Genomic DNA, 22,975 nt, shown 5'->3' on the forward strand with positions numbered 1-22,975 from the left:
CGTTCGCAGAGAAGCGCTCGCGGACGTCGAGGACTTGCGTTGCACTATTGTCCTCATCCCCCGTCACCGACTGTTGCTACAACCTCCAACAGCAAAGGCGTTGTTACCATCCACAACGGTGAGGGGAAGACCGTCTCGACGCTCGCGGAAACCGCTGCGGCTGTGGACAGGATCGTTTCGCCACGCCGAAGAGTCGCCGACTCCTCAGGAAGCCGGTATCGACCAGTAGTAGCGACGTAGCCAGCGACAGACCACAGGATACCGTCGCTGTCACACATCGAGTCAGTGCTTCGGCTTTTCGCCGCTGGTAACTGCCAGTGACTAGACACAGAGACAGCACACGAACGAAGCACGTCGGGAGACATAGGGTGGTCGATGCCACCCCAAATCTGGACCCTCAATTCTTCTCTCGGTCCATGGTAGGACTCGCGGTGAGCCGGCACGGTAGCCGTAGCCGCAGGTCTGTACTGGTCGCCGGTCCTGGCGGGTGTGTGCAGCAAACTTGAGGATAACAGATATACAACACTCTCTTATCGCCTACTTCAGCCGTGTATCGCTGTATCGATGAGAGACGTACTGGTAGATACAGTGGCTGTATTCAGCATCACAGCTGAGAGCTATAATTCATTGAGTGTTTTACAGAGATTCAATAGCCGAAGTTCTTCATCGACCAGTTGACACCGTCCGGAGCCGATTCAGAATCGACTGGACGAAGGGCGATTGGACCACAAATGCGCCGGCAGAACCGAACAGGAGCGGGGAGACCACAGTGGGAATGAGCCACTTTGTCGGCGGGTAGAGGGTTGTCAGCGTGAACGACGCCTCAACGGGTCCGACCGCACCCGAGAACAGGATCGTCGCCACTAGAACGGCCGATAGGTGGCCTGGAATCATGTACGTGCCGACGGCCAGTGGGACGTGCGAAGGTGTGGGACTCAGGACGACAACGCCCGCACCAGCCAGTATGCAAGTGACCATCGGTACAAGGCCAAACACACCCGGAACGACGCCGAACCACAGCGACCCGTCATAAACGAGATTGGCGTGTCTGATTACGTACCCGGACTCAACGGAGACGCCGATGGGGACGCCGAGCGTGTTGAGAGCCAGCCATCCGATGGCCTGCCAGAGTGGTTCACCCGCTGCTCGGTAGGCATCGAGGACTGTGGGGCCGTTTCCGGAGTCGGGGGTGAGATAGCGAGCGATTCGGGATGCGGCGACGAAGGCGACGACAAGGTAGGTCAGTACGAATGCACACGCGCCAGCGAGGACGCGCTGGAGGGCAGCGTACATGACGCCCGAGAATATGTTTAGGATCTCAAAAATATCTATTGACTCTACCATTGCCAACCTGGTCGTCCCAGATGGCGACGCGTACGGCCAGCTGTGGGCCGTCCTGATGAACCTCGGGTATGCGGAGGTTCAATCGCTGGATCCAGATTACCGGGCGCTGGGGGCGACAAGCTGCGTCGAGAACGACGATGGGTGTCGCCTCGACATCTTCAACCAACAGGTCACGAACAAGCTCATGCTCACCGACGGGATGCAAGAGCGCAGCGAACCGTTCCTTGATACAAATCGACTGACGGTTCGGCTAGTCAGCAACGAGGATATCTTCCTGTTCAAGGCGATCGCTGGCCGCGACGACGACATCGAGGACATGAACATGCTGGTGCAGGCCGGCCTCGATTACGACGTCGTCGGAGAAGAACTCGAAGCCCAGATCGAACGCCTGGGGGACGATCAGTTCGCCACGTTCGCGAACGAAGCCTTGGTCGAACTCGAGGAGCGGTACGGGGGGACCACGCCGATCGAGGGGCGCGTCCAGGAGCTCACGAACAGGTACTACCGGGGGCTTGAAGTCCTCCAGACACTCGACGAGTCGATGACCGTCGACGAACTGGCCGCCGAACTGGAGCTGGATACTGACGAGGTTTGGGCCCGGATTGCGTATCTCACAACGTTCGACCGGGTTCGTCGAGAGGACGGGACAATCTAGCCGGTAGAGTAGACAATCGCAATCATTGCTTGCTGCTCAATTATCCAGTCGGATCCCATTCTAGTTGGACTATAAGGCTCCCATCATACCATGGTTGAATGGTAAACAACAGAGGTCTTCACTATCTAGCGGGTAGTTGATAGTATGACCAGCGGACGCCGGATGCCCGTCAAATTCGTGATTGGTGTATTTTCACCCCTCATATGACTTCCACATCTAAGACCATTCTCGACGCGTCAACCATCGTCGTTGTCGGCGACACTGAGTGGATTGAAGTGTATACTGCTGCACTTCGAGAGCAGTTCGACGTGACGGTCCAGACGGCCTCAACAGTAGACACGGCGAGTGAACTGCTCCAACACACCGCAGTTGATTGTCTCGTCACCGACTACAGACTTCCCGAACAGAACGGCGTCGATCTCGTTCGCCATATCCGCGAGACGACGACAACGCTTCCAGTCATCTTAGGGACGGCCGACGGGAGTGAAACAATCGCCAGTGAGGCTATCGAAGCCGGCGTTACGGACTACATCGCAGTCAGGGACCCACTCGAGGAGACTGTCGATGACGCGCTTTGGCGAACCGAACAGGCACTCCGGGACGCACAGCGAACGGACACCCAGCGCGAGCGCGCTCGCCAGTTCGATGCCACATTCCATGACACCAGATCGGCAACGTGGGTACTCGATCCCGACGGTACGCTCACGCGCGTCAACCAAGCTGCCCGGGACATGATCGACGCGGACGCCGACGCGGTCGTCGGCGACCCGTTCTGGACGCTCCCCTGGTGGCCTGATGACACGCAGACTAGCGACGATGTCCGCCAACTCGTCGAGACGGCGCGACAGGGCGCGTTCGGACACGCTGTCGTCACTGAGGACGGCGTAACCGGCGAGCGTGTACTCGAGCTCTCCGTCCAGCCAGTCACGAACGAACGCGGTGAGCTTGTTTCCATCATCGCTGACAGCGTCGATATTACCGACCGCGTCGACCTCGAGCGGGAACTCCGACAGTCCGAGGAGCTACACCGCGTCACGCTCAACAACATGACGGATACCGTCCTGATGACCGACGAGGATGGCGAGTACACGTACGTCTGTCCGAACGTCCACTTCATTTTCGGCTACACCGCTGATGAGATCCGCGACTTGGGCACGATAAAGGACCTACTCGGTGAGGACCTCTTCGACCGCGAGGAACTCGCCACAGAAGGTGTCCTGAAGAACATCGAGACGACAGCGACGGACAAGGCCGGCCGCGAACACACCCTACTGGTGAACGTCCGCGAGGTCGACATCCAAGACGGGACGGTCCTCTATAGCTGTCGGGACATCACGAAGCGCAAGCAGCGCGAGCAGGCCCTGGCGACGCTCCAGGAGACCGCTCGGGACTTCCTATACGCCGAGACCCACCAAGAGATCGCCCAGCACATCGTCGACGACACGCCGGACGTACTCGGGCTCGACGCCAGTGCCGTCTACCTCTTCGATACTGACGCCAACCACCTCCAGCCTGCCGCGCACTCGCAGGGGATGCGGGAGGCACACGGCCCACTTCCGGATGTCCACGCCGATGGTCGCGACCTTGTCAGCCACAGTTTCGTCGAAAATGAAGCACTGTTCTTCGATGATGTACACAACTCGGACCGCCTCACGAATCCTGCCACCGATATTCGGAGTGCCGCGTACATCCCGCTCGGGAATCACGGCGTGTTTATCGCCGGGTCGACCGCTGTTGGCGCCTTCGACGATGTCACTCGAGAGCTCGCCGATTTGCTTGCGGCAACCGCGGAGGCGGCACTTGACCGGGTCAGCCGCGAGTCACAGCTCCGTGAACAGGACCGCGAGTTGCAGCGACAGAACGACCAGCTCAGTACGCTCAACCGCATCAACGAGACGATTCGCGAGATCGACCAGGCTGTCGTGGCGGCTGAGACCCGCGAGGAGATCGACCACACGGTCTGTGAACGGCTCACCGCTGATGGTCGGTTCCGGTTCGCGTGGATCGGCACGCGCGACGACTCGGAGGAGGCAGTGACACCGCGGGCGTGGGCCGGAACCGGCCAAGGCTACCTCGATACGCAATCGTTCGCGACGTCCGGGGCAAACGTGGAGCCGGCTGGCCAGACTGCGGACACGGGCGAGGTGACTCACGTTTCGAACGTGGCGGCCGACCTCCGGGCGGCTCCGTGGCGGTCGGACGCCATCTCGCGGGACCTCCTCTCGGTGTTGAGCGTCCCGCTGATGTACAATGATCTCTCGTACGGCGTTTTGACCGTGTACGCGGAGACGCCGGACGCCTTCGACGAGACGGTCCAGACGGTGCTTGCGGAGCTGGGTGAGACGATTGCGGCCGCAATCAGCGCCAGCGAGCGCAAGCAGGCGTTGCTCACTACGTCGATGACGCGAGTCGAGTACGTTATCGAGGATTCCTCGTTCGTGCTCACGCAGCTGGCGGCCGCTGCTGACTGCACGCTGACCTACGAGGGTGGCGTCCAGCAGACCGCCAGCGGCAACTACGTGTTCGTCACCGTCGATGATGCGCCACTCGATACCGTCGTGGACGCGACGGACGGCCTCACGGTCGTTGAGGATGTCCAGCAGATTCGGGGTGGTGACACCGGCGGCGTGTTGCGTCTTCGACTGTCTGAGCCGTTCCTCGCGACTGAACTGGCTGACCACGGCGCCGTCCTCTGGAATGCGACAGCGACTGGCGGGGACACGACGGTTGTCGTCGACCTGCCGTCGAGCGTCGAGGTCAGGCACGTCACGCAGTTCCTCACCGACAAGTTCAACACCGTCAATCTCACGTCGAAGCAGACCCGCAAGCAGGCCTCCGAACACGGGTTCTACGCGTCCGTCCTCGACCGCCTGACGGACCGACAGCTCGAAGTCTTGGAAACGGCCTACTACAGCGGATTCTTCGAATCGCCGCGGAAAGTGACCGGCGAAACGGTCGCGGACTCGCTGGGGATTTCGCCACAGGCGTACTACCAGCACATCAGAACCGCCCAGCGCAAATTGTTCGGGGCACTCGTCGACGACCACACGCCTGTGGCCGCTCAACACGCTGACTGACTTCGCCCCCAGACACGGAAGACGGATTGTACGTGAGAGGAACTGAAACGAGCATTGCTGCCGGTACCTCGGCGTTGGTTGTATAGTAAACCGCGTCGTTGGGTATCGAGTTCGGAGTTCAACTACCGAATACTCCTGTATATCCTCATTATGGGGAGGTAGAGTACCCCGCGCAACTCAGCTGGGACTTTCGATTAGCAATGAGAGACGTCGACCAGACCCCGACCGAGGAATCGCCGTACGAGTGTTTCGAGTGCGGGAATGTCGTGCTCGCTGAGGACAATCCCGGACTGTGTTCGGACTGTGGCGGAGAGATGCGGAACCGACGGACGCCGATCGAATAACTATGGCTTCGACATCCACGACGCACCACGACGAGCCGCCGGAGGAACCGACCAAGGAGGAGTCCGCGCTGGAGACCGCACGCCGCCAACTCCAGCACGCCGCCGACCACCTCAATATCGACCAGAACATCGTCGAACGCCTCAAACACCCCAAGAAGGTCCACGAAGTTACTGTCCCCATCGAGCGGGAGAGCGGCGACGTCGAGGTCTATACTGGCTATCGAGCGCAACACGACAGCGTCCGCGGTCCGTTCAAGGGCGGGCTCCGCTACCATCCCGACGTCACCCGTGAGGAGTGTGTCGGCCTCGGGATGTGGATGACCTGGAAATGCGCTGTGATGGACATCCCGTTCGGCGGCGCGAAGGGCGGAATCGCCGTGAACCCGAAGGAACTGACTGACGACGAAAAGGAGCAGTTGACCCGGCGGTTCACCGACGAGCTTCGGGCGGTCATCGGCCCGACGAAGGACATCCCAGCCCCGGACATGGGGACGGATCCACAGACGATGGCGTGGCTGATGGACGCCTACTCGATGCAGGAAGGCGAGACCATCCCCGGCGTCGTCACCGGCAAACCGCCAATCGTCGGCGGCAGCAAAGGCCGTGATGGGGCACCGGGACGGAGCGTCGCCATCATCACACGGGAGGTGATCGACTACTACGACAAAGACATCAAGGAGACTTCGGTCGCCATCCAGGGGTACGGCAGCGTCGGGTCGAACGCCGCCCGCCTGCTTGACGACTGGGGGGCGAACGTGGTCGCCGTCAGCGACGTCAACGGCGGCATCTACGACCCGAACGGTCTAGACACGCATTCGATTCCCTCGCATCACGAACAGCCGGAAGCCGTCATGGGCCACGAGGCACCCCAGACGGTGAGCAACGATGAACTGCTGGAACTGAATGTGGATGTCGTGATTCCAGCTGCTATCGGGAACGTGCTGTCGGCCGAGAACGCCGACGAAGTTGTCGCGGATATCGTCGTCGAGGGTGCGAACGGTCCGACGACGACTGTGGCGAGCAAGATCTTTGCCGAACGCGGCGTTCCCGTGATTCCGGACATCCTCGCGAACGCCGGCGGGGTGACGGTGAGCTACTTCGAGTGGTTGCAGGACATCAACCGGCGGTCGTGGTCGCTGGAGCGCGTCAATAACGAGCTGGAGACGGAGATGCTGGCCGCCTGGGAGGACGTCCGAGAGGAGTTCGAAGCGCGGGATGTGACCTGGCGTGATGCAGCGTACATCGTCGCACTCTCCCGGATTGCGGAGGCCCACGAGGCGCGTGGGCTGTGGCCCTAGCTTCGGTAGCGCTGGGTTCTAGCCCGTGGCGTTGTGTGCACCGCCATTCGAGGTACTTGCACGGGTATCTGTCGTCCCAAACAAAATCGAATGCTCCGAAAGGGCCCCACGGGGCATCTGGAACCGACTGACACTGTGGTAATAGATAGATGGTAGGAGATACGATTAACACGGTTGTCAACCTCGGAACGACCGTCTTCGACCTCTCGACGATGCTCGCTGTGGGGCTGGACTTGTCTCTCAGGCAACTCCGAGAGGCAGTCGGGAGACCCCGACTCGTGACGAAGTCGCAGTCCACGCAGATCGGATGGTTGACCGGATGTGAAGGCAGATCTGTAGCGTAGATCAGTGGCTACTGAATCGGAGTCAAACCACTCGCTGTCACAAGGCGTACTTTGCCAGCCGTGGGCCTCGGTGACCTTCTGGACGAGATGTAGACCAAAGCCCGCCGCAGCGTCAGGTTGGAAACCGGAAGGCGAGACTGTACATCCGACCTACCGACTCGTTACCGATTTCGGCAGCGAGGCGCTCGGCTCTTGCGGCAAGCAAATCCCCAACGACATCAGGGCAGTTGACGGCGAATGAAGCGGCCGCGTCTGCGTGGGCCGAGAGGTGACTCGCTGTCCAGGGGACGGGATCGAGTAGCGTTCGCTCGCGATCGAAGGCCCATCCCTTGCCCACAAACAGATCCCGGAGGACCGACGACGGGTAGAACGTCAGCGCGGAGCGTCCGGTCGCTAGTTCGGACGCGGCGTTTTCGACGGCAAACAGGTCACGAACCGCGGCGTCGTTGGGGAGCGGATCGTAGTCGTCGACGACGAGGTGCGATCCGGGGGCTGCCACGCGGTGGAGTTCGTCGACGATCCGTGACAGCGCTGGCGGGTCAAGGACGTTACAGAGTCCGTGGGCGGTGATCAGGTCGACCGACCCATCGGGTAAGGGGATCGCACGGAGGTCGGCTTCAAGGACGGCCAGTCGGTCGGCCGCCCCGGATCGCTTCCCGTTGGGCGCAGCAGAGAGTCCACTCTCATCTCCGACTCGTTCTCGAGTCGATAGTGCGTGCCCGCGGTCGTTCGTGATCGCGTAGACGCGACTCGCACCCGCGTCAACCAGACCCGCGGTTGTCGCTCCGACACCAGCACCAGCCTCCAGACAGCGTGACCCCTCGACGGGCCGGTCTGCGAGCGCTACGGAGACCGTCCGAGGAATATCCATCCCGGTGTCAGTGGTGGAGCTGTTCGGGGACTGGACTGTCGTCGTGACGTGCGGCCTCGATCAGCGAGCGCTGAGCGGCCTCGTCTAAGCCATCGTAGTCGGCGGCAGCTTCCAGGATCATCGTTACCAGTTTTGGGTCACCGGCACTGACGACGCTGGTTAGCCCCTGTGAGGCGGCGAAGTCGAACCGATCGCGGATCGCGTCGGGTGAACAGACCGGCCGGTACCAGTTACAGAAGGGACGGTCTCGCTCGGGTAACTCATCCGTGTCGGGCCACGATTCTGCGGCGAAGGCTTTGATCCCCAGCGTGCCGATATTCTCTTCGTTGGCCCGCCGGAGCACGGCCTCGTAGTCGTGCTCCTCGTCGTCCTTCCCGGCGACCACGGGATTGAGCGGGAACATCACCGATTCCAGATCGTCGATGCGGTCGATAGCATTGAGGATGAGACTCGGCCGGCTGTGGCTCGTCAGGCCAATGTAGTCGATCAGCCCCTCCGCTTTCGCCTCGCGGAAGGCTTCCAGCGCGCCGCCGTCGCCAGTGATCTCGTCGAGCTCCTCGTCGTATTCGAGCCCGTGGACCTGATAGAGGTCGATCTTCTCAACGCCAAGGCGATCGAGCGACTGTTCGAGGCGCTGCCACGCGCCTTCGTAGTCGCGTTCCCCGGTCTTACACCCGAGGAAGATCTCCTCGCGGTGCTGACGGAGCTTTGGCTCAAGTTTCAGCTCTGCATCACCGTACGTCGGAGCCACGTCGAAGTGATTGACGCCATAATCGAGGACGTGCTCGACCATCTGGTTCGCACCCTCCTGTTCGAGCCAGTTGAGTGCGATCGTCCCGAACGTCATGACGGTGCTGTCGTGACCGGTGTTCCCGAGCGGACGCGTCTCCATACATCAATTTTTGACCGAGCCGAACATAATGATTTGCGCCCCGTCTTGGCTGCGTTTGACCGCTTCGCATGGGCTTGAGCGGTCAATCCCCTTCTCGGACAGTGACTCAGTCGTCCTTGGTCGGTTCGTAGGGATGTGCGTCATCAACCGAGGGTGCCCCGATAGCGAGAACCCGTGTCGATGTATCGGCAGTCTCGGGATTGAACGCCCGCTGGGGGCTCCCTGGATCGACGAAGAATACTTGGTCGGATTCGACTACGTACTCTTGGTCTGGGGTTTCGACGTGCAGTGACCCCTCAAGCACGTAGAACGCCTCGACCTGGTCGTCGTGATAGTGGTAACTCAGCCCGGACTGCTCACCGGGTGCAAGTTCGTATACGCGGAGGCCAAGCTTCGAGTCCTGATAGTCGTACCCGGCCGCGACGCTAAGCGATCGGACATCCGTCGGTCTGTCATCCCACTGGTCAAGCTCCTCAGGGTCCAGGAGGTGATATCCCATAGCAGTCCCATATTAGGTGAACGACAAAACACCTCCGCTGGATGGTCCAAATGCTGAGATCCTGTTGGAAAGACTTCCGCCGCTATCGACTTGGAAGGAACCTCCACAGACTGGAGTGACCGCGGCGGGACATCAGTTCATGCCAGGGCTGTGGGTCCGGAGTTCGCCGCGGTCGCTCTGAGGGACACGACGATCCCGGATTGTTAGCGGGCCGCTACGACGCCGACACCGGGTTTTCCATGCGCAGATCTACTAAGCGGTTTTACGCTCGTGCATCTCTGTGAAATCACACAGTTGCAATAGACTCAGGGACCCATGAAGTGCTGAGAATAGAGGACTCAGCTAACGTGCAGTACAGAGGATGAATTCAGCACGGCTGTTCAATCGTCGAACAGGTGTGTCTCGTACTCGTTGCTCGATTCACGGAGCAACCGTCCTGTCCCGTCGTGGCTCTGAAGATCTCCTTCTTCGAGACTCTGGTTGACTTCTTCGATGGTATCAGCCGCTACCTTCTCCGTTACCTCGAATTCTTCAATAGGTCGAACGACGCCCCACAGCGCCCCAACAGCGTGCAAGACGACAGCCAACGGTGTCAGAAGCAAGAAGATGGGCCAGAGTATCGGATGTTTCCGATACGCAATAACGCCTAGGAACATATACACGAACAAGATACCAAGCAAAGCCGTCGAAAGCAGGCTGTAGAGTTCAACGCCGGGGGCTGTACCGGGAAGCAGATACGAAGCGATAGCCAACAGCGGCACGAACGGGGAGAACGCCCACGCAACGACACGAGTGAAATAAAGCGGGCGGTACAATAACGGAAGGAGATAGTCGTCTTTGACAGTCCCACTCATCCATCGACGCCGCTGTTTGAGCATTGATTTGACCGAGGGCGGGGCCTGATTTCGGAAGCGCTTATCAACAACTTGGTATGTCAGGTCGTACTCTTTCGCGGCACGCCATATCAGATTCGTATCTTCGGTAATCGTCGCTACGTCCCATCCGATTCCCTGTTCGATTTGCTGGCGGATTGCGAAGCCACCGCCCCACGCGTAGAGCGGATAGGACAGTCGATGAAACCCAAGTTGCTCGAACTGGTAGCCAGTCCGGAACACCTCACAGAGGTACGTAAGTCGAGAGCCGGTGTATATCGGTTTCTCCGTGAATTGAATGAAGTCGGCGTCCGGAAGTCCGGTGAGATCCGTGACGAGGGTATCCTCGTCGAGATAGAGAACATACTCCTTGTCACAACCCACATTTCGCCGCGCCCATTCAACGGCACGCCCTTTGTTCGTTGCGTCACAACTAAACTCATCTGGCACGACATGGACTGTCGCCCCGTCGATAGCAATCTCCCCTTCAGCAATGACTCGAATATCGGCTAGTTCGTCCGGTATCGCGTTGACGGTCTGTTGGACGACCGGCTCTGAGTCAATCGTGAGGATACGAACCTGAATATCATCTAGCCCCCATACTTCAGTGTCATTTGGCTTCCACCCACGGGAAAGAATGAACGTTTCTACAAGCCACCAGAGAGATGAAAATCCATACACGGCGAGAGCAGTCCAGAGTAGTATAGAAAGTACAAGTTGAGCTGAAACAGATTCTATCATGACCCGCTTTACGTGAGTATCTATTACTAATTGTTTGGTTTCTTTTTTATTAGTATGTGGATACCAGTGCAAGATACGCGCTCTGCATTCAGCAAGCTGTTATGAACATCAACGTAATCTGGCAGAAATCTCATCGGTACATTTGCAGTACCTATCTAACAGCGTTTTCAGTGTCGTAATCTCTAAGATCGTGGCTGGTGATAGATACAGAGCGTCTATTCAGCAGTAGACTCGACGCCGGTGATCTCGAACCGTGCGCCGCCGTCGGAGCCGTCGGTCACGCGAACGTGCCAGTCGTGGGCTTCCGCCACCTGTTTGACGATACTCAGTCCGAAACCTGTCCCGTCCTCAGCGGTGGAATAGCCCGCCTCGAATATGTCGTCGCGTTTGTCGTCGGGGATACCGGGACCGTCGTCTTCGACGTAGAAGCCGCCGTCTAACTCCCCGACAGTGATCGTTACGTCCCCGCCGCCGTGTTCGACGGCGTTGTGCATGAGATTCTCAAGGAGTTGCTGAAGGCGACTCCGGTCGGCTTGGAACGTCCGTTCGACATCGGCCATGAGTGTCCCGTCGGTGGTGGCGACGTTTTGCCAGCAGTTCTCAGTGAGGATCCCCATATCAACTGGTTCCAGCTCGTTCACCTGCTTCCCTTCACGGGCGAGCGTCAGGAGATCATCGATGAGAGCGTCTATGCGCTCGTGTGCACGGGCTACTGCGTCGAGATGCTCGCTATCATGTTCCTCCCGAGCCAGTTCTAACCGCCCTTCGGCGACCTGCAATGGATTCAGGAGATCGTGGGACACGACACTGGCGAACTCTTCGAGCTGTTCGTTCTGACGTTCCAGTTCACTCGTTGCCTGTCTGTGTTCGAGTTCGTAGCTCACCAACTGGCTCATGAGTTGGACGAACGTTCGCTCGGCGTCAGTAAATGGGTCTTCACGGGGGCTGTCCGACGCGAAAAAGACCGTCCCATATAACTCATCGTTGACAGTGACCGCAGTACCGATGTAACACCCCAGTTCGAATGTCCCATAGGCTGGATCATCAGCCCAACCCGCCGCAAGGGCGTCCTGAATCTCCAGCAACCCTTCCTGCTCGATTGTTTTCCGACAGTACGACTGCGAGAGCGGACACGTCGCCCCCGGCTGTAACAGCTCATGATCACCGCTTGCTTCGATCACGGTCTGGGTTCCGTCCTCCTCTCCATCTCCGGAACGGTCGATGCGAGTCAGGTGCCCATGTGGAAGTCCAAGTTTCTCCGGGCCGAGTTCCAGCACCCGCGTGATTTTCTCGTCTGCGGTCAGCTCCCGATCGGTTGCGATCCCGTAGAGCGTCTGGAGAAACTCGATGGTCGTCACGCGCTCCTGTTCCTGTCTCTTGCGCTCTGTACTGTCCTGATAGACCCACAAGTGACCCCCTCCACCGGGGAATTCGATCGGTCGGTGACTCCGTTCAAACGTCCGACCGTCGGTAAGTGCGAGTTCCTCGTTGTCGGTCGTCTCACGATTCACTACCAGCCTGTTGATGCATTCGATGAAGCCCTCAGGGTCGGTGAACATGTCGCTGACTTGGTCGGCCATCCGTTCACAGTCCGCACCTACCACTTCATCCGGGGTGCCGGGCATCTCGAACAACTCGAACAGTCGCTTGTTTGCGGTGAGGATATTTCGAGAGGCGTCTTCGACGAGGATACCAACAGGAAGGGTCTCGAACAGCCTCGTGAGGATCGCGTTTATCTCTTCGAGTTCGCGGTTACGCTCTTTGTCGTTGGTCACGTCCCGCTGGAAGCCGACGTAGTTGGTGACCGCTCCCTCGTCATTACGGACGGGCGCAATCGACACGCGGTTCCAGAACTCGGTGCCGTCCTTGCTGTAGTTCCGGAGTTCGACCGTCACGGGTTCTTCGGCGTCGATGGCCTCTCGCATCTGGGCAACCGGGTCCGGATCCGTGTGCTCGCCCTGAAGGAAGCGACAATTCGAGCCGACAGCCTCGTCTTCGGCGTACCCCGTGAGCTCTGTGAATCGGTCGTTCGCATAGATCAGCGGATTATCTTCTTGTGATGGGTCAGTAATCGTGATGCCAACTGGGGCCTCGTCCATGGCCCGATCTTTGCGTTCGAGTTCCCGCTCGTGGTCTCTGCGTTCGATAGCGTTCGCCAGAATATTCGCCACGCTCTGGACGAAGGTGATGTCATCGTCGGTAAAGATGGTGTGTTCGGTTGTATGGGTGCCCAGGACACCCCAGGGATCGTCGACTGAGCCGATGATCACGCTGATCCCGCTAACGACATTGTGTTCGACCAGCAACGGCGGACCGCAGAACCGCTCCTCAGTTCGAAGATCTTCGACGACGATGGGTTGTTCTGAGCGGATCGTGTGGCCGGCCTGTGAATCCTCATCCGTTCCGACAGTCGCCTCACCGACGAGATCGTCACGCCAGCCGACGCCCGCCCGCAAGAGGAGGTCTTCGTGTTCGGGTGGATAATCGAGGACTTTGGCGTATTCGTTGTCGAGGGTGTCGGCGACGAGTTCAGCTGCGCGATTGAACAGCGTTTCAAGCGATGCGCCAGCCAGAGCTTCGTTGCCGAGTTCAGCGACGCGTCGTTGTTGTTTGGCGCGGGTTTCGAGTTGGGATTTCGCCCGATACTGCGAAATGAGATTGCCGATCCGGTTTGCCAGTAACGAATACCGCTCAGTACCCGAACCCTTTTGAAGATAATCACTCACACCGGCGGAGATGGCATCGCTAGCGATCTCTTCGCTCCCCTTGCCTGTGAACAGAATAAATGGGATCTCTGGGTTGTTCTCACGGACAGCTTCAAGGAATTCAATCCCGTTCTGGCCGGGCATGTCATAGTCAGATACGACACAGTCGTAGGGAGTCTCGCTGAGACGATCAAGACCGTCGCTGGGACTTGTGGCTGTCTCGACTTCAAACCGCTCGTCCTCACGTTCGAGAAACGTCGCAGCCAGGTCTGCGAAATCCGGCTCGTCATCCACATGAAGAACCCGGATAGTGCCAGTCGTCTCGCTTACCGACTCCCGCATATGTGGGACATAATCGTCCACAGGATTTAAAACTGGTAGGTATTCATACACAAGAGATTGTCAATAAAACGAGTCTGTAAGACTCGCGCTATGTATTCAGTAGACAAGTTCTATCGATAGTCAGTCATGGTTGACAGGATTCGGTAACTCGTTGATCTGCCGTTACGGTTCAGATATGTGGTCGATCAGTGCTGAATTGAGAGGTTCAGATCAGCAATATTGACGGTCACGGTCGGCGTCATCGGCTCGCTGTCCAGTAACTGCCACAGCGCGTCGGTTGCGAGGGCACATACACTTTAACCTGGCAGTCCGGCCGCTACTGCAGCCAGACCGCCCGGAATGGGTGGTCGCGAGCGACGCGGAGGGCGGCAGCGGCGTGTGGGGCGGGCCGGTACGCACACACCTATCCAGCCGGCCACGTCGCTCGGTGGGCCATCAACACTCCGGGTGGACTCAGAAAGAGCGAGGCCGTCTCGGTCGTCCCCCGACCCCGCAAGCACCGCAGGCACGAGGCGCGCAGCGGCGGTCGCGGGCCGTCAAGCGGCTGAGGACTTTCAGGAGTCGTCACCGGTGCTGGCTGCTTTGCGTCGCCACTCGGCGGCCGGTTACTCGTCAAGACGGTGGAGCAATTGCGAGACGTAGGGACTGTTCTCCCAGCTCCGATGCGGACTGATCGTCGTGATCAGTGTTCGAGCCTCCTCGTGGCTGAGATGTCCGTTCCGGGCGTAGTCGACGATGAGCCGCGGCGTCGGGACGATCCGCGGGCCTTGCAGCACGGCGTGAATCAGCGGGAAGTTCGTCCCACCGAATTCGTCGGTGAGAAATCCGTCGACATCAAGCGCGTTCGCGAGGACGATACCGTCGGTTTCGCCGTCGTCGAGCCCGAACGTTGGCTGCGAGTCTGGTGTATCCTCGCGTTCGTAGGGGTCTGCGACCGTGTAGTGGCCACGGGCTGCGAGGACGTTACTCGCGGCTGCCCCGTGGATATCTTGATACTGTGTGATATCACGGAGCTCCGCGACCACCTCTGGCGGCACGAACACCTCACACGAGGTGAGGAGATACTGGAATGGGTCGGGGGTGTCAGTGTCGACAGCCGCATCAGCTCGGGGGACTGCGAGACTGACGAGCGCGCTGGTGTCGGCGACAACCGCTCGCAGTTGTCGGCCGCTCATCGATCGTCGTCGGCTGCGGGCTCGACCGCCGTCGCATCACCATCGTAGACGTCGATGTCGTCGGGCGCAGCGAGATCGAGTGGCTCGTCCTCGAGATCCGCTTTGAGAAGGCGGAGGCGCTGGGCAGTCTCGGCGCCGACCAGCTGTTTGACTGTCTCGAACTCAAGCTGGTCGTCGTAGTACTTCGTCGCGACGAGTTCCTGGAACGTCTCGCTGTCGGCTGTGTCTTCGATGTACTCGCGAATGGCCTCGACAAGCAGATCCGTCCGATCCTTGTCGAAGAGCTCCGCGATCGCGTCGAGCCGGTCGACGAGGTACTCCGGTGACTGGAAGTGGACCCGTCGGGGATCGTCGCTTGCGCTCATTCTATGTGCAAGTTCTGCATATAGAGTGATAACCGTTTCGGCGTTTGCACAGAGCTTGCACATCGGAGGCCTGAGGTGACTGTCCCGCCAACCTCTGCGATGACCACAACGAATTCAGTCGCCCGTTCACCGATGAAGAGACTGAGCGGCTCACGGCAGCCGGTGTTGATATCGATGCATGGGGCGAGACACCGATGCGTCGGGCTGTTCTCCGGTCGCTGACCCACGCTGCCACGGAGGCACAGCGATGACCCGCCGCTCGCGACGGTCGCTCGAACAGGACGTCGAAGACCTGCGCGGTGCCGACGACGGTGACCTGTTCGACGGCGACTACATCTGGTTCACTGACGGCGGTGGAACCGTAGTTGATCGCAGTGGTCCCGGAGGCTTCGACCCTGATGTAACGGCTGCAGACCTACCGGGCGGCGACGAACCCGAGGATCTACGCATGGTTGCAGACTTCACGGAGGAGAGAGGACCTCCGAGCGCAGGCAGCGAAGTATGGCCTCGAAGACGAAATCGCCGCCTTGCTCCGCTACCTCGAGACGCACGGCGAGGTCGACGCCGACCGGCTCCCGGAGTGGGACGAGTTCTTGGATCTGGCGGCTGACTACGAGGTGCGACTATCTTGAGACTGAATTTCGTCGCCAAACGTGGCGTCTGCCACCGTCAGTTCGGATCGTAGGGATTCGTTGCTGTATCGAGCCGATAGATATCCTCGACTGCGTCAAAATCATCGTCGAATGCATACAGGTAGCCGAGTCCCTCGGTTTGCATATACGCGACAATGCAAGCATCGACGAAAGAGAGGGGTTCGTGTTGGCGAAAGAGGGCTTTCCCTGTCGCGAGGGCGTCGGTGGTGAGTGAGTCGATGTGGAAGCGGGCGTTTTCTTCGATGCGATCGAGGAGATCGACGGCTGCATCGTGGCCGACATGGGTCATGAGGCCGTTGAGTGTTTCCGCGAGCACGTAGTCGAGGACGACTGCCTCCGGGAGCGTTCCATTGTCGACACCGCGGAGGATCGGGAGTGCGGCATCGTGTGAAGTATCTCGCTTGTACGCGGCTGCAAACAGGACAGACGTGTCGATGAGTGCGCGTGGCATTTACTCGACGTTGACGCCCCAGGCGTCGTGGTCGCTAGTTACATCGGTCGGCTCGTCACCATCATAACCGTCGAAGTCGGCGAACGTGCCCGTCTGCTGTTGGATGACTTGGACCCGGATACTCCCGTCATCTTCGAGATGCCAGCGGAGCTGATCACCGTCGTCGATATCGAGTTCGCGTCGAATTCGGGCGGGGATGTTTGCTTGGTTCCCCGACACCTTGCTTTCGGCGTCGATTCTGTCGCTACTCATATCCCACGGTAGGTCACCCGCCGGGAAAAGTCTAGTGTGCCGCCACACTACTTAGTGCTACAAGAGAAATATCCCAGAAGAGGACCTACATCTATTCTAAGATCGTGGGAAGGAGCCGTCTGGTCGGGGAACGTGGCCTCGTTTGATATCGTGATCGACGCGACGCAGATGCTTGCAGCCACCTTCTGGTGAACGCTGCTGCCAGTCGGGCAAGTACACGACTCGTCGTCGATATCGACGCTGTCACGATTTTTCACCGGACAGACGCTGATCCAGCCGGGTCCGGGCTTATGAGTAGTTGCCGCGGCGGGGTGACCATCTTGCTTCCTGACAGAGCTGTCGGTGAGCATTCCGGGTCACCGTTCACTCTTCCCACTCGATGGGCTGCCGGATAATCGGGTCTGCGTCAAAGTCGAAGCTCCGCAGGTCGACCTGCACGTTCCGCTCCCTCTTTTCTTTGGTCCGGTTCCGGAGCCGTTCGAAGGGTCGGGGGATCTCGAGGAGCTCCGCGTCACCGCTGTTGCCGGTCCGGATGTTCCGGGCGACGTAGAGATAGTAGTGCTCACTGAGCGGACCGCCGGCAGCCTTCCATTCGTTCCACGAGAGAGAAGGTTTGCGTGTGTTCACGCCGGACGTTTTGAGCTCGATACAGCGGTCAACGATCGCCCGCCCGTCGGCGTCTGTGCGGAGCGTGAGAACGTCAAACCCGGGGAACCCTCTATTTAGTGGGTTCTCCGCACTGGAAAGTCCTCGTTCGTCGCCGAACCGTTCGATGGCGTCGTCGAGTGATGCGTGTTCCTTCCGCATCTGCTCGTAGATCTCGGGCGTGTGAACGTCGAACACCTGCTCGGCCGGATTGCGTTCACCCGCCTCACGGAGCCGCTCCCGTTCGGCCTTCATCGTCAGCTCCATCCCGAACGCATCGATCTCGGTCCGGTACTCCTGCGATGTTCCGTGGCCGGCCCCTCCGCCACCACCTCCTCCATTCGTCTGTGCCCGTCGCCCTGTAGAGTCGCTGGACGAACCGGTCGTGGGAGTGGCTTCAAGCAACGACTCCGCGACGCGCCGGTCTCCGATGCTCGTCACCGATTCGATAGCCGGCACCTGCGCGGAGTGGGCAGTTCCACTGGTTCCTGTGCTCCCAGTCCGCTCCGCAGGTTCGTGTTCCGACTGGTCGTCTTCCTCGGTTTCCTCCGGGCTGTACGGCTCAGGGGGAACGGGCTCTGCTTCCTCCGCCTCGTTGACTGCCTCGTCCCGTTCGTCGGCAAACAGCTCCTTCCGAGTCGCTTCGACCTGTCCGGAGGGAACATCACTCCCTACGGTCCGCAGGCGGGCCTCGAGCGTCGCCCCGGGCTCTGGCTCACCCAGTGCGTGGTCGACGAGCATATTCACTGCTTCGTAGTACTGGGGAATGTCGAGCCGTTCTGTGAACGCACCAGTCAGAGCGTCGACGAACGCATCTCGGTCCAGCGTCTGGTCCACCAGTACCCGGACGATACGGTCACCATCACGCTCGAGGTGATACGCTTGTGACTCCGGCGGCCGATTCTCGTCCCAGCTCCCATCGGCCAACGAGATCCGGAGGTCGAGGTTCTTGACGAACGTCAGCTGCTCGTAGAACGTTCGGGTGGCGCTGCGGTCTTGGTCGACCAGAAACGCCGACTGCCGGTTTGTCCGGAGCCGGAGCAAAAGCGCAGCCAGCAACGTCTCAAGCCACACTTGGTCGACCTCGGCGCCACCGATCGAGAGAGGGAGCGGCGGACAGTCCTCGAACGCCGGCTCCCTGCGGACGGCCGTTCGCAGGTCCCTTGCCCCACAGTAGCTGCCGAAACTCGCTGCCTCCGGCTTGAACAGCGCCAGGATGGGAACACCGAGGTTCGCGTACCGGTCACGGCTGCTGCGGGACCGAACGTAGTACGAATCGCTCGCGGGGACGAGTTCGTACCCCTGGCCGACCCGGCAGAGGAGGTCGACGTCCCCCAGCCCGGTGTTGTCTGGGCGCCACGCTGCCGGGAGCGGCTCACTCTGCTCGAGCCCAGGAAGCAGTTCCGCGATGCGGGTGTACAGTAGCTCGACGGCGCTAGCGAACTGGGCAGGGTCTTCGGAGCTCTCGAGCAGCTCTCCGATACGATTGACAGCGTTGTAGGCATCTTGTGGTGAGAACGACTCCTGATCGAGGCGCCGGCCGATGCCCAGCGTTTCCGCGAGTGTCGACACTACCTCGGGTTCGTCCGTCTCCCTGGCCGGGAACCCCGCCGTGACGAACGGGAGCAACGGGCGTTTCCCTGAGACATCGAGGGTGAACCGCTCCTCGTCGGCGTCGGGGAGCCGCCAGGCGTCGGGCGGCCGGACCGCGCCGAACGTCGTCGGGACCCATGCTGTCTGCCGGAGCTGCCAGACCCAGAGGTTCTGTCCTAGACGCTCGCGCTCGTCCGTGGTGAAGAAATAGCTGCGGTTGCTCCCCCGCCACTGTTTGTTGGTGAACGCCGCAACCTCGGCGTGGCGGTGGGCCGAGAGCCCGCTGTTCCACCAGCACACCAGATGGCGCAGGAGCCGAACGCCAACTGCCGATTCCTCGCGTGCCGCACTCGTCAGCTCGTGGGCGTATTCGAGTGCGTTGACCTGAGAGAGGTACTGCTGGCTACTGTCAGGGATCTCCGGGTCAACCTGGGATGCGAGCTGTTCGCGGTAGGCCGTCCAGTCTGACTCGGTCAACCCGCGATAGCGGTGGTCGACCGGCGGTGACTCGGTCTCGAGGGCCGAGCGCGAGCTGATCGTCGACCGCGGCGGACGGCTGAGTCCCTGTGTCTCACGGTAGCGGTGTCGGGTTGCGGGGTCCGGGGCAAACAGCGGCAGCGGCCGGACGTGTTCGGCGACACCGAGCCACTGCAGGAACGCTGCCCAGGCGAGATGCTCTTCGTCGGGAGACTCGCTCTCGGTTGGGTCGAGGCCGAACCACTCGGGCGGTGCGAGGAAGCGTGGTTCGAACCGATTTGAGTCTGTGACGTCGCCGACCGCCCGGAGCAGCTCCTCGATGTGCGCCTCCTCCGGCCGGCCGAGAGCGGTCTGCCACGCCGAACTGAAGTAGACGCGGTGAGCGGGTTGCCAGTCGACGGAGTCGTCCGGGCCGACTGTCGGGACCGGGAGGCTGGCGAGCGCGGAGAACGGCTTCCGCGAGGACTGATAGAGCAGCGGGGCGTCCGGCGACCGAGGGTTTTCGGGCGACTGAACCGCGGCCATCCGACGGATCGTATCGAGTGTTTCGAGCTGATACAGCGTCGACGGGTCTGCATCAGGGGAGTTCGGCCCGGGGAGCTGGGGGCTGATGGCTGTGTCGAACACCTGCGTGAACTGGTACTCCTTGATGTTCCAGACGGTCCGGATGTCCGCCGCGAACTCCGCCGGGAGCGCTGCCTCCCTGAGCGGCTTGGCCCGGTTCGGGTCGCTGCCGTGGTAGAGTTCGCTCGCGAAGAACTGGATATTCGGGAGTACTCCGCCTGCGATGTCGTTCTCGGGCGGCATGAAGACGGTGCCGTCCCGGTTGGCACGCCGGATCGCCCGCGCCGTCTCGTCGTCGAACTCGACGGCCGTCGGCAACAGCGGCACGCGACGGCAAGCATCGTCGAACGCTGCGCGGTCGTCATCGCTCTCGAGGGGTTTTCGCACCGCGACGAGATACTCGAGTACAGGGTCTATCAGGAGCCGACACGGCTCGGCGTCCTCTGGGACCGCAATCTCCCACTCCTCCTCGCTGATCAGCCGGAGTGAGGGATCGACGGACGCGTCCGCGAGCAGTTCGGGGACTGACGCAGTGTCGTATCGGCTCGCGCCGTACGCTTCGAGCGCTCGTGTCTTCGGGTGGTCTAGCAGCACCGCATCGGGGAGCGCCTCCAGCCCTTGCGGGACGGTGGCTCCGGTCTGGAGGAGTTGGACGAACTGCTCGCCCAGCGTCGGCAAATCCGTCGACGTCGGCGGGAGACGGACGGCGTCGATACTCACCCGATCGTCGCCGAACGCGCTCGGAAGGAACGGGACCGAACTGACGGCATCGTTCACTTGCTCGAAGAGACAGTGGTCGACGTCACCGGGCGTGAACGACCACTCCCGGCGCTGACCGAGCGAGGGATCGAGCGCGTCGACGAATGTCTCGGGCGCGGTCGCCGACGTGCGGATGAATGGCAGTACTCGCTGGGCGAACAGCGTCCCAACTTCCTCGAAGAGGTAGCCGTTGAATTGTCCCTCGTAGCCCCGTTTGCCATCGTGATCGAGTGTCAGGTTCCGCCGTGACGTATCCGACTGGAACGTCCCCGTGACTAGCGCCGGGATCGGACTCCGCTCTTTCGTGGGGAGGAAGACGTGGACCATCGGCGGGCGGTCCCGGGACTCTCCGTAGATGGGCTCGAGCGCCCAGTCGCTCACCTCGGCTCCCGGTGCATCGACCGCCGGCGTCGCGCGAAACGCCACACCGACGCGTAACTGTCCCATCGCGTCGATCTCCGGGTCGGTGAGATCTGATCGCGCGGCGATGTGGTCGCTGTCGATCTCCGTGCGCTCGAAGAGACAGTACCAGTCAGTCGTTGCCGACGTCGACCCACCGTCGACGGTCTCCCGTGACACTTCGATGAGCGTTGCGTTCTCTGCGTCGCGAAACTCCTGCCGCGAGAGGCGCCAGCTCCGTTCCCAGGTCGGACACTCAATATCGATCTGCTCCAGTTCCGGCAGGAGCGCGACGGTGTTGGCGCTCAGCGACTGGAGCTTCCGCTGGATGGCGCCGTGGTGCTGTGCTGTGTCCCGGAGTGGGAGTTCGAACACGGTCGTGAATCCCTCCGAGAGAAGCGATTGGACGTCCGCGGGCGGCTCCGCCGAATGAGGGAGTGAAAGCAGTGGGACCTGCTCCGCCTCGACCTCCCCGTCGAACGCGTCGGCGATCACACGATTCTGGGTCAGGGTTTCGGCTGAGCGCCCCCGGTGGAACTGGGCCTGTACCGACTCCGAGAAGGCGCGGGGGTTGTCGGTGACACCCAGCACTGAGGTGAACCCCCGCCCTTTGTGGCCGATCGTAGTGTCCCCGGCTTTCGTCGTCCGCGTCGTCAGCGTCAGCGCATAGAGGTCCCCCATCGTAAACGGAGCGCCGTTGTTGGCGACCAGCAGCCGGTCGTCGGTGAGGCGGATCTTGACCGCCGGCGTCGCCGTCTCGTCCATCTCGTCGACAGCGTTCTGCAGGAGTTCGAAGATGAACCGCCCCTCGTAGTCCGCGCGGTCCTGCCGCTCGGTCCCGGCGTCGGACTCAATGCGGTCCGGGTTGCTCTCGTAGGTCCCGACGTGAAGCGACTGGATGTCGGCTATCGATTCCGGGACGTCGTCGTTCATGGGTTGACGTATCTTCCCGGACCTAAATACGGTCTGACTACCACCGCACGGTTACGACATCGCGCTCAGGCGCCACCCTCGACGGACAGCGTCACAAAGAACGTCGATCCTCCCTCATCGCGAATGGAGACGGTGCACACGTCGCCGTCCTGTTCCGATGACAGCTCTACTATCGGGGGCCGAATCCTGTGCTCGCTGTTTGTAGCTCTGGGTGAGTGTTATGTCGTTCTTCGACCGGATAGCCTTCCAGCCAGAGGTACAGGACTTCGCGGTACTCGCAATGGTCGTAGGAGCTGTAGGCGGCTACGCTCCCAGTCCAGACTCGCTAGGCGCCCAGCGCAGCGATCACGTGGACGATGTCACGGGGAACCGTTTGGAGGTCGTCCGGGAAGAACACCCGGAAGCGTGTACACGCTTCCTGCGGTGGGACGGTCTCTCACCAGTCTTCCTTGGAGCCCCAGCTATCGAACATCGCCTCGCCGCTCCCGTAGCCAACCGTCACACCGTCGATCGGCGTCCAGTCTGCTGGGAGATGTTCCGCCTCGCCTTCTAGCAACCGGAGGACGGCGTATTGGAGGTATTCGTGGGCTTGGTTGTCTGTCGTTCGAGCGACCTAGTCATGCTGCTCGGCAACGTGCTCGGCTTCCTTGAGGACCGTTGTGAGATAGTCGTCAGTCATGGTTCGACGGAGGTCAGAACGCGCCTCCGCCCCTCAGCGGGCGCAC

General features: G+C 60.7%; 15 protein-coding genes and 2 pseudogenes. 5 read left to right on the forward strand and 12 right to left on the reverse strand.

The genetic code is table 11. The features are described 5' to 3' along the window. Window positions 1-663 precede the first annotated feature (663 nt). Window positions 664-1,293 carry a hypothetical protein gene (locus GRX01_RS03525; protein ID WP_159663506.1) on the reverse strand — a complete coding sequence of 210 codons (630 nt, stop codon included), beginning with the start codon at window positions 1,291-1,293 and terminating at the stop codon, window positions 664-666. Here GRX01_RS03525 and GRX01_RS03530 point away from each other — a divergent pair. The 4 genes from GRX01_RS03530 to gdhB all read left to right on the forward strand — a co-directional run bounded on the left by GRX01_RS03530 (window position 1,292) and on the right by gdhB (window position 6,718). After that, complete coding sequence (locus tag GRX01_RS03530) at window positions 1,292-1,999, forward strand: hypothetical protein (RefSeq protein ID WP_233740840.1); 708 nt, start codon at window positions 1,292-1,294, stop codon at window positions 1,997-1,999. The two genes, GRX01_RS03525 and GRX01_RS03530, sit on opposite strands and share 2 nt — an antisense overlap. A 203-nt stretch (window positions 2,000-2,202) precedes the next feature. Continuing rightward, entirely contained in the window at window positions 2,203-5,076 is a 2,874-nt protein-coding gene (locus GRX01_RS03535; RefSeq protein WP_159663508.1) for a bacterio-opsin activator domain-containing protein, read from the forward strand. Between the two features lie 200 nt (window positions 5,077-5,276). Further along, window positions 5,277-5,420 (forward strand): rubrerythrin-like domain-containing protein, encoded by a 144-nt coding sequence (locus tag GRX01_RS03540; protein ID WP_159663510.1) that lies wholly within the window; start codon window positions 5,277-5,279, stop codon window positions 5,418-5,420. Between the two features lie 2 nt (window positions 5,421-5,422). Then, complete coding sequence (gdhB, locus tag GRX01_RS03545; RefSeq protein ID WP_159664031.1) at window positions 5,423-6,718, forward strand: glutamate dehydrogenase GdhB; 1,296 nt, start codon at window positions 5,423-5,425, stop codon at window positions 6,716-6,718. A gap of 456 nt (window positions 6,719-7,174) precedes the next feature. Here gdhB and GRX01_RS03550 read toward each other — a convergent pair whose 3' ends face one another. The 7 genes from GRX01_RS03550 to GRX01_RS03595 all read right to left on the reverse strand — a co-directional run bounded on the left by GRX01_RS03550 (window position 7,175) and on the right by GRX01_RS03595 (window position 15,524). Beyond that, window positions 7,175-7,933, reverse strand: a complete 759-nt coding sequence (locus tag GRX01_RS03550; protein ID WP_159663512.1) for a class I SAM-dependent methyltransferase — start codon at window positions 7,931-7,933, stop codon at window positions 7,175-7,177. Between the two features lie 7 nt (window positions 7,934-7,940). Continuing rightward, window positions 7,941-8,825, reverse strand: a complete 885-nt coding sequence (locus GRX01_RS03555; protein WP_159663514.1) for an aldo/keto reductase — start codon at window positions 8,823-8,825, stop codon at window positions 7,941-7,943. 106 nt (window positions 8,826-8,931) lie between these two features. Further along, entirely contained in the window at window positions 8,932-9,324 is a 393-nt protein-coding gene (locus GRX01_RS03560; RefSeq protein WP_159663516.1) for a cupin domain-containing protein, read from the reverse strand. A gap of 380 nt (window positions 9,325-9,704) precedes the next feature. Next, window positions 9,705-10,937, reverse strand: a complete 1,233-nt coding sequence (locus tag GRX01_RS03565; RefSeq protein WP_159663518.1) for a glycosyltransferase — start codon at window positions 10,935-10,937, stop codon at window positions 9,705-9,707. A gap of 215 nt (window positions 10,938-11,152) precedes the next feature. After that, complete coding sequence (locus GRX01_RS19070) at window positions 11,153-13,984, reverse strand: PAS domain-containing protein (RefSeq protein WP_233740841.1); 2,832 nt, start codon at window positions 13,982-13,984, stop codon at window positions 11,153-11,155. A 605-nt stretch (window positions 13,985-14,589) separates the two neighbouring features. Continuing rightward, on the reverse strand, window positions 14,590-15,159 hold the full coding sequence (locus GRX01_RS03590; RefSeq protein WP_159663520.1) for a hypothetical protein: 570 nt from the start codon (window positions 15,157-15,159) through the stop codon (window positions 14,590-14,592). Then, window positions 15,156-15,524: a hypothetical protein gene (locus GRX01_RS03595; protein ID WP_159663522.1), complete on the reverse strand. Its 369-nt coding sequence runs from the start codon at window positions 15,522-15,524 to the stop codon at window positions 15,156-15,158. Before GRX01_RS03595 ends, GRX01_RS03590 begins: the two co-directional genes overlap by 4 nt. 473 nt (window positions 15,525-15,997) lie before the next feature. Here GRX01_RS03595 and GRX01_RS03600 point away from each other — a divergent pair. After that, window positions 15,998-16,156 (forward strand): annotated as a pseudogene (locus tag GRX01_RS03600) (transcriptional regulator TrmB); the annotation flags it as partial. Window positions 16,157-16,193: 37 nt separating this feature from the next. Here the strand turns inward: GRX01_RS03600 and GRX01_RS03605 are convergent. The 4 genes and pseudogenes from GRX01_RS03605 to GRX01_RS19075 all read right to left on the reverse strand — a co-directional run. Beyond that, window positions 16,194-16,628, reverse strand: coding sequence for a PIN domain-containing protein (locus GRX01_RS03605; RefSeq protein ID WP_159663524.1), 435 nt, complete (start codon window positions 16,626-16,628; stop codon window positions 16,194-16,196). Continuing rightward, complete coding sequence (locus GRX01_RS03610; protein ID WP_159663526.1) at window positions 16,629-16,880, reverse strand: AbrB/MazE/SpoVT family DNA-binding domain-containing protein; 252 nt, start codon at window positions 16,878-16,880, stop codon at window positions 16,629-16,631. A 363-nt stretch (window positions 16,881-17,243) separates the two neighbouring features. Beyond that, window positions 17,244-22,250, reverse strand: a complete 5,007-nt coding sequence (locus GRX01_RS03615; RefSeq protein ID WP_159663528.1) for a sacsin N-terminal ATP-binding-like domain-containing protein — start codon at window positions 22,248-22,250, stop codon at window positions 17,244-17,246. Between the two features lie 226 nt (window positions 22,251-22,476). After that, window positions 22,477-22,929, reverse strand: a pseudogene (locus GRX01_RS19075) (hypothetical protein); the annotation flags it as partial. Between the last annotated feature and the right edge of the window lie 46 nt (window positions 22,930-22,975).

The organism is Halobaculum saliterrae (assembly GCF_009831625.1).
In the GTDB taxonomy this organism is placed as follows: Archaea; Halobacteriota; Halobacteria; order Halobacteriales; family Haloferacaceae; genus Halobaculum; species Halobaculum saliterrae.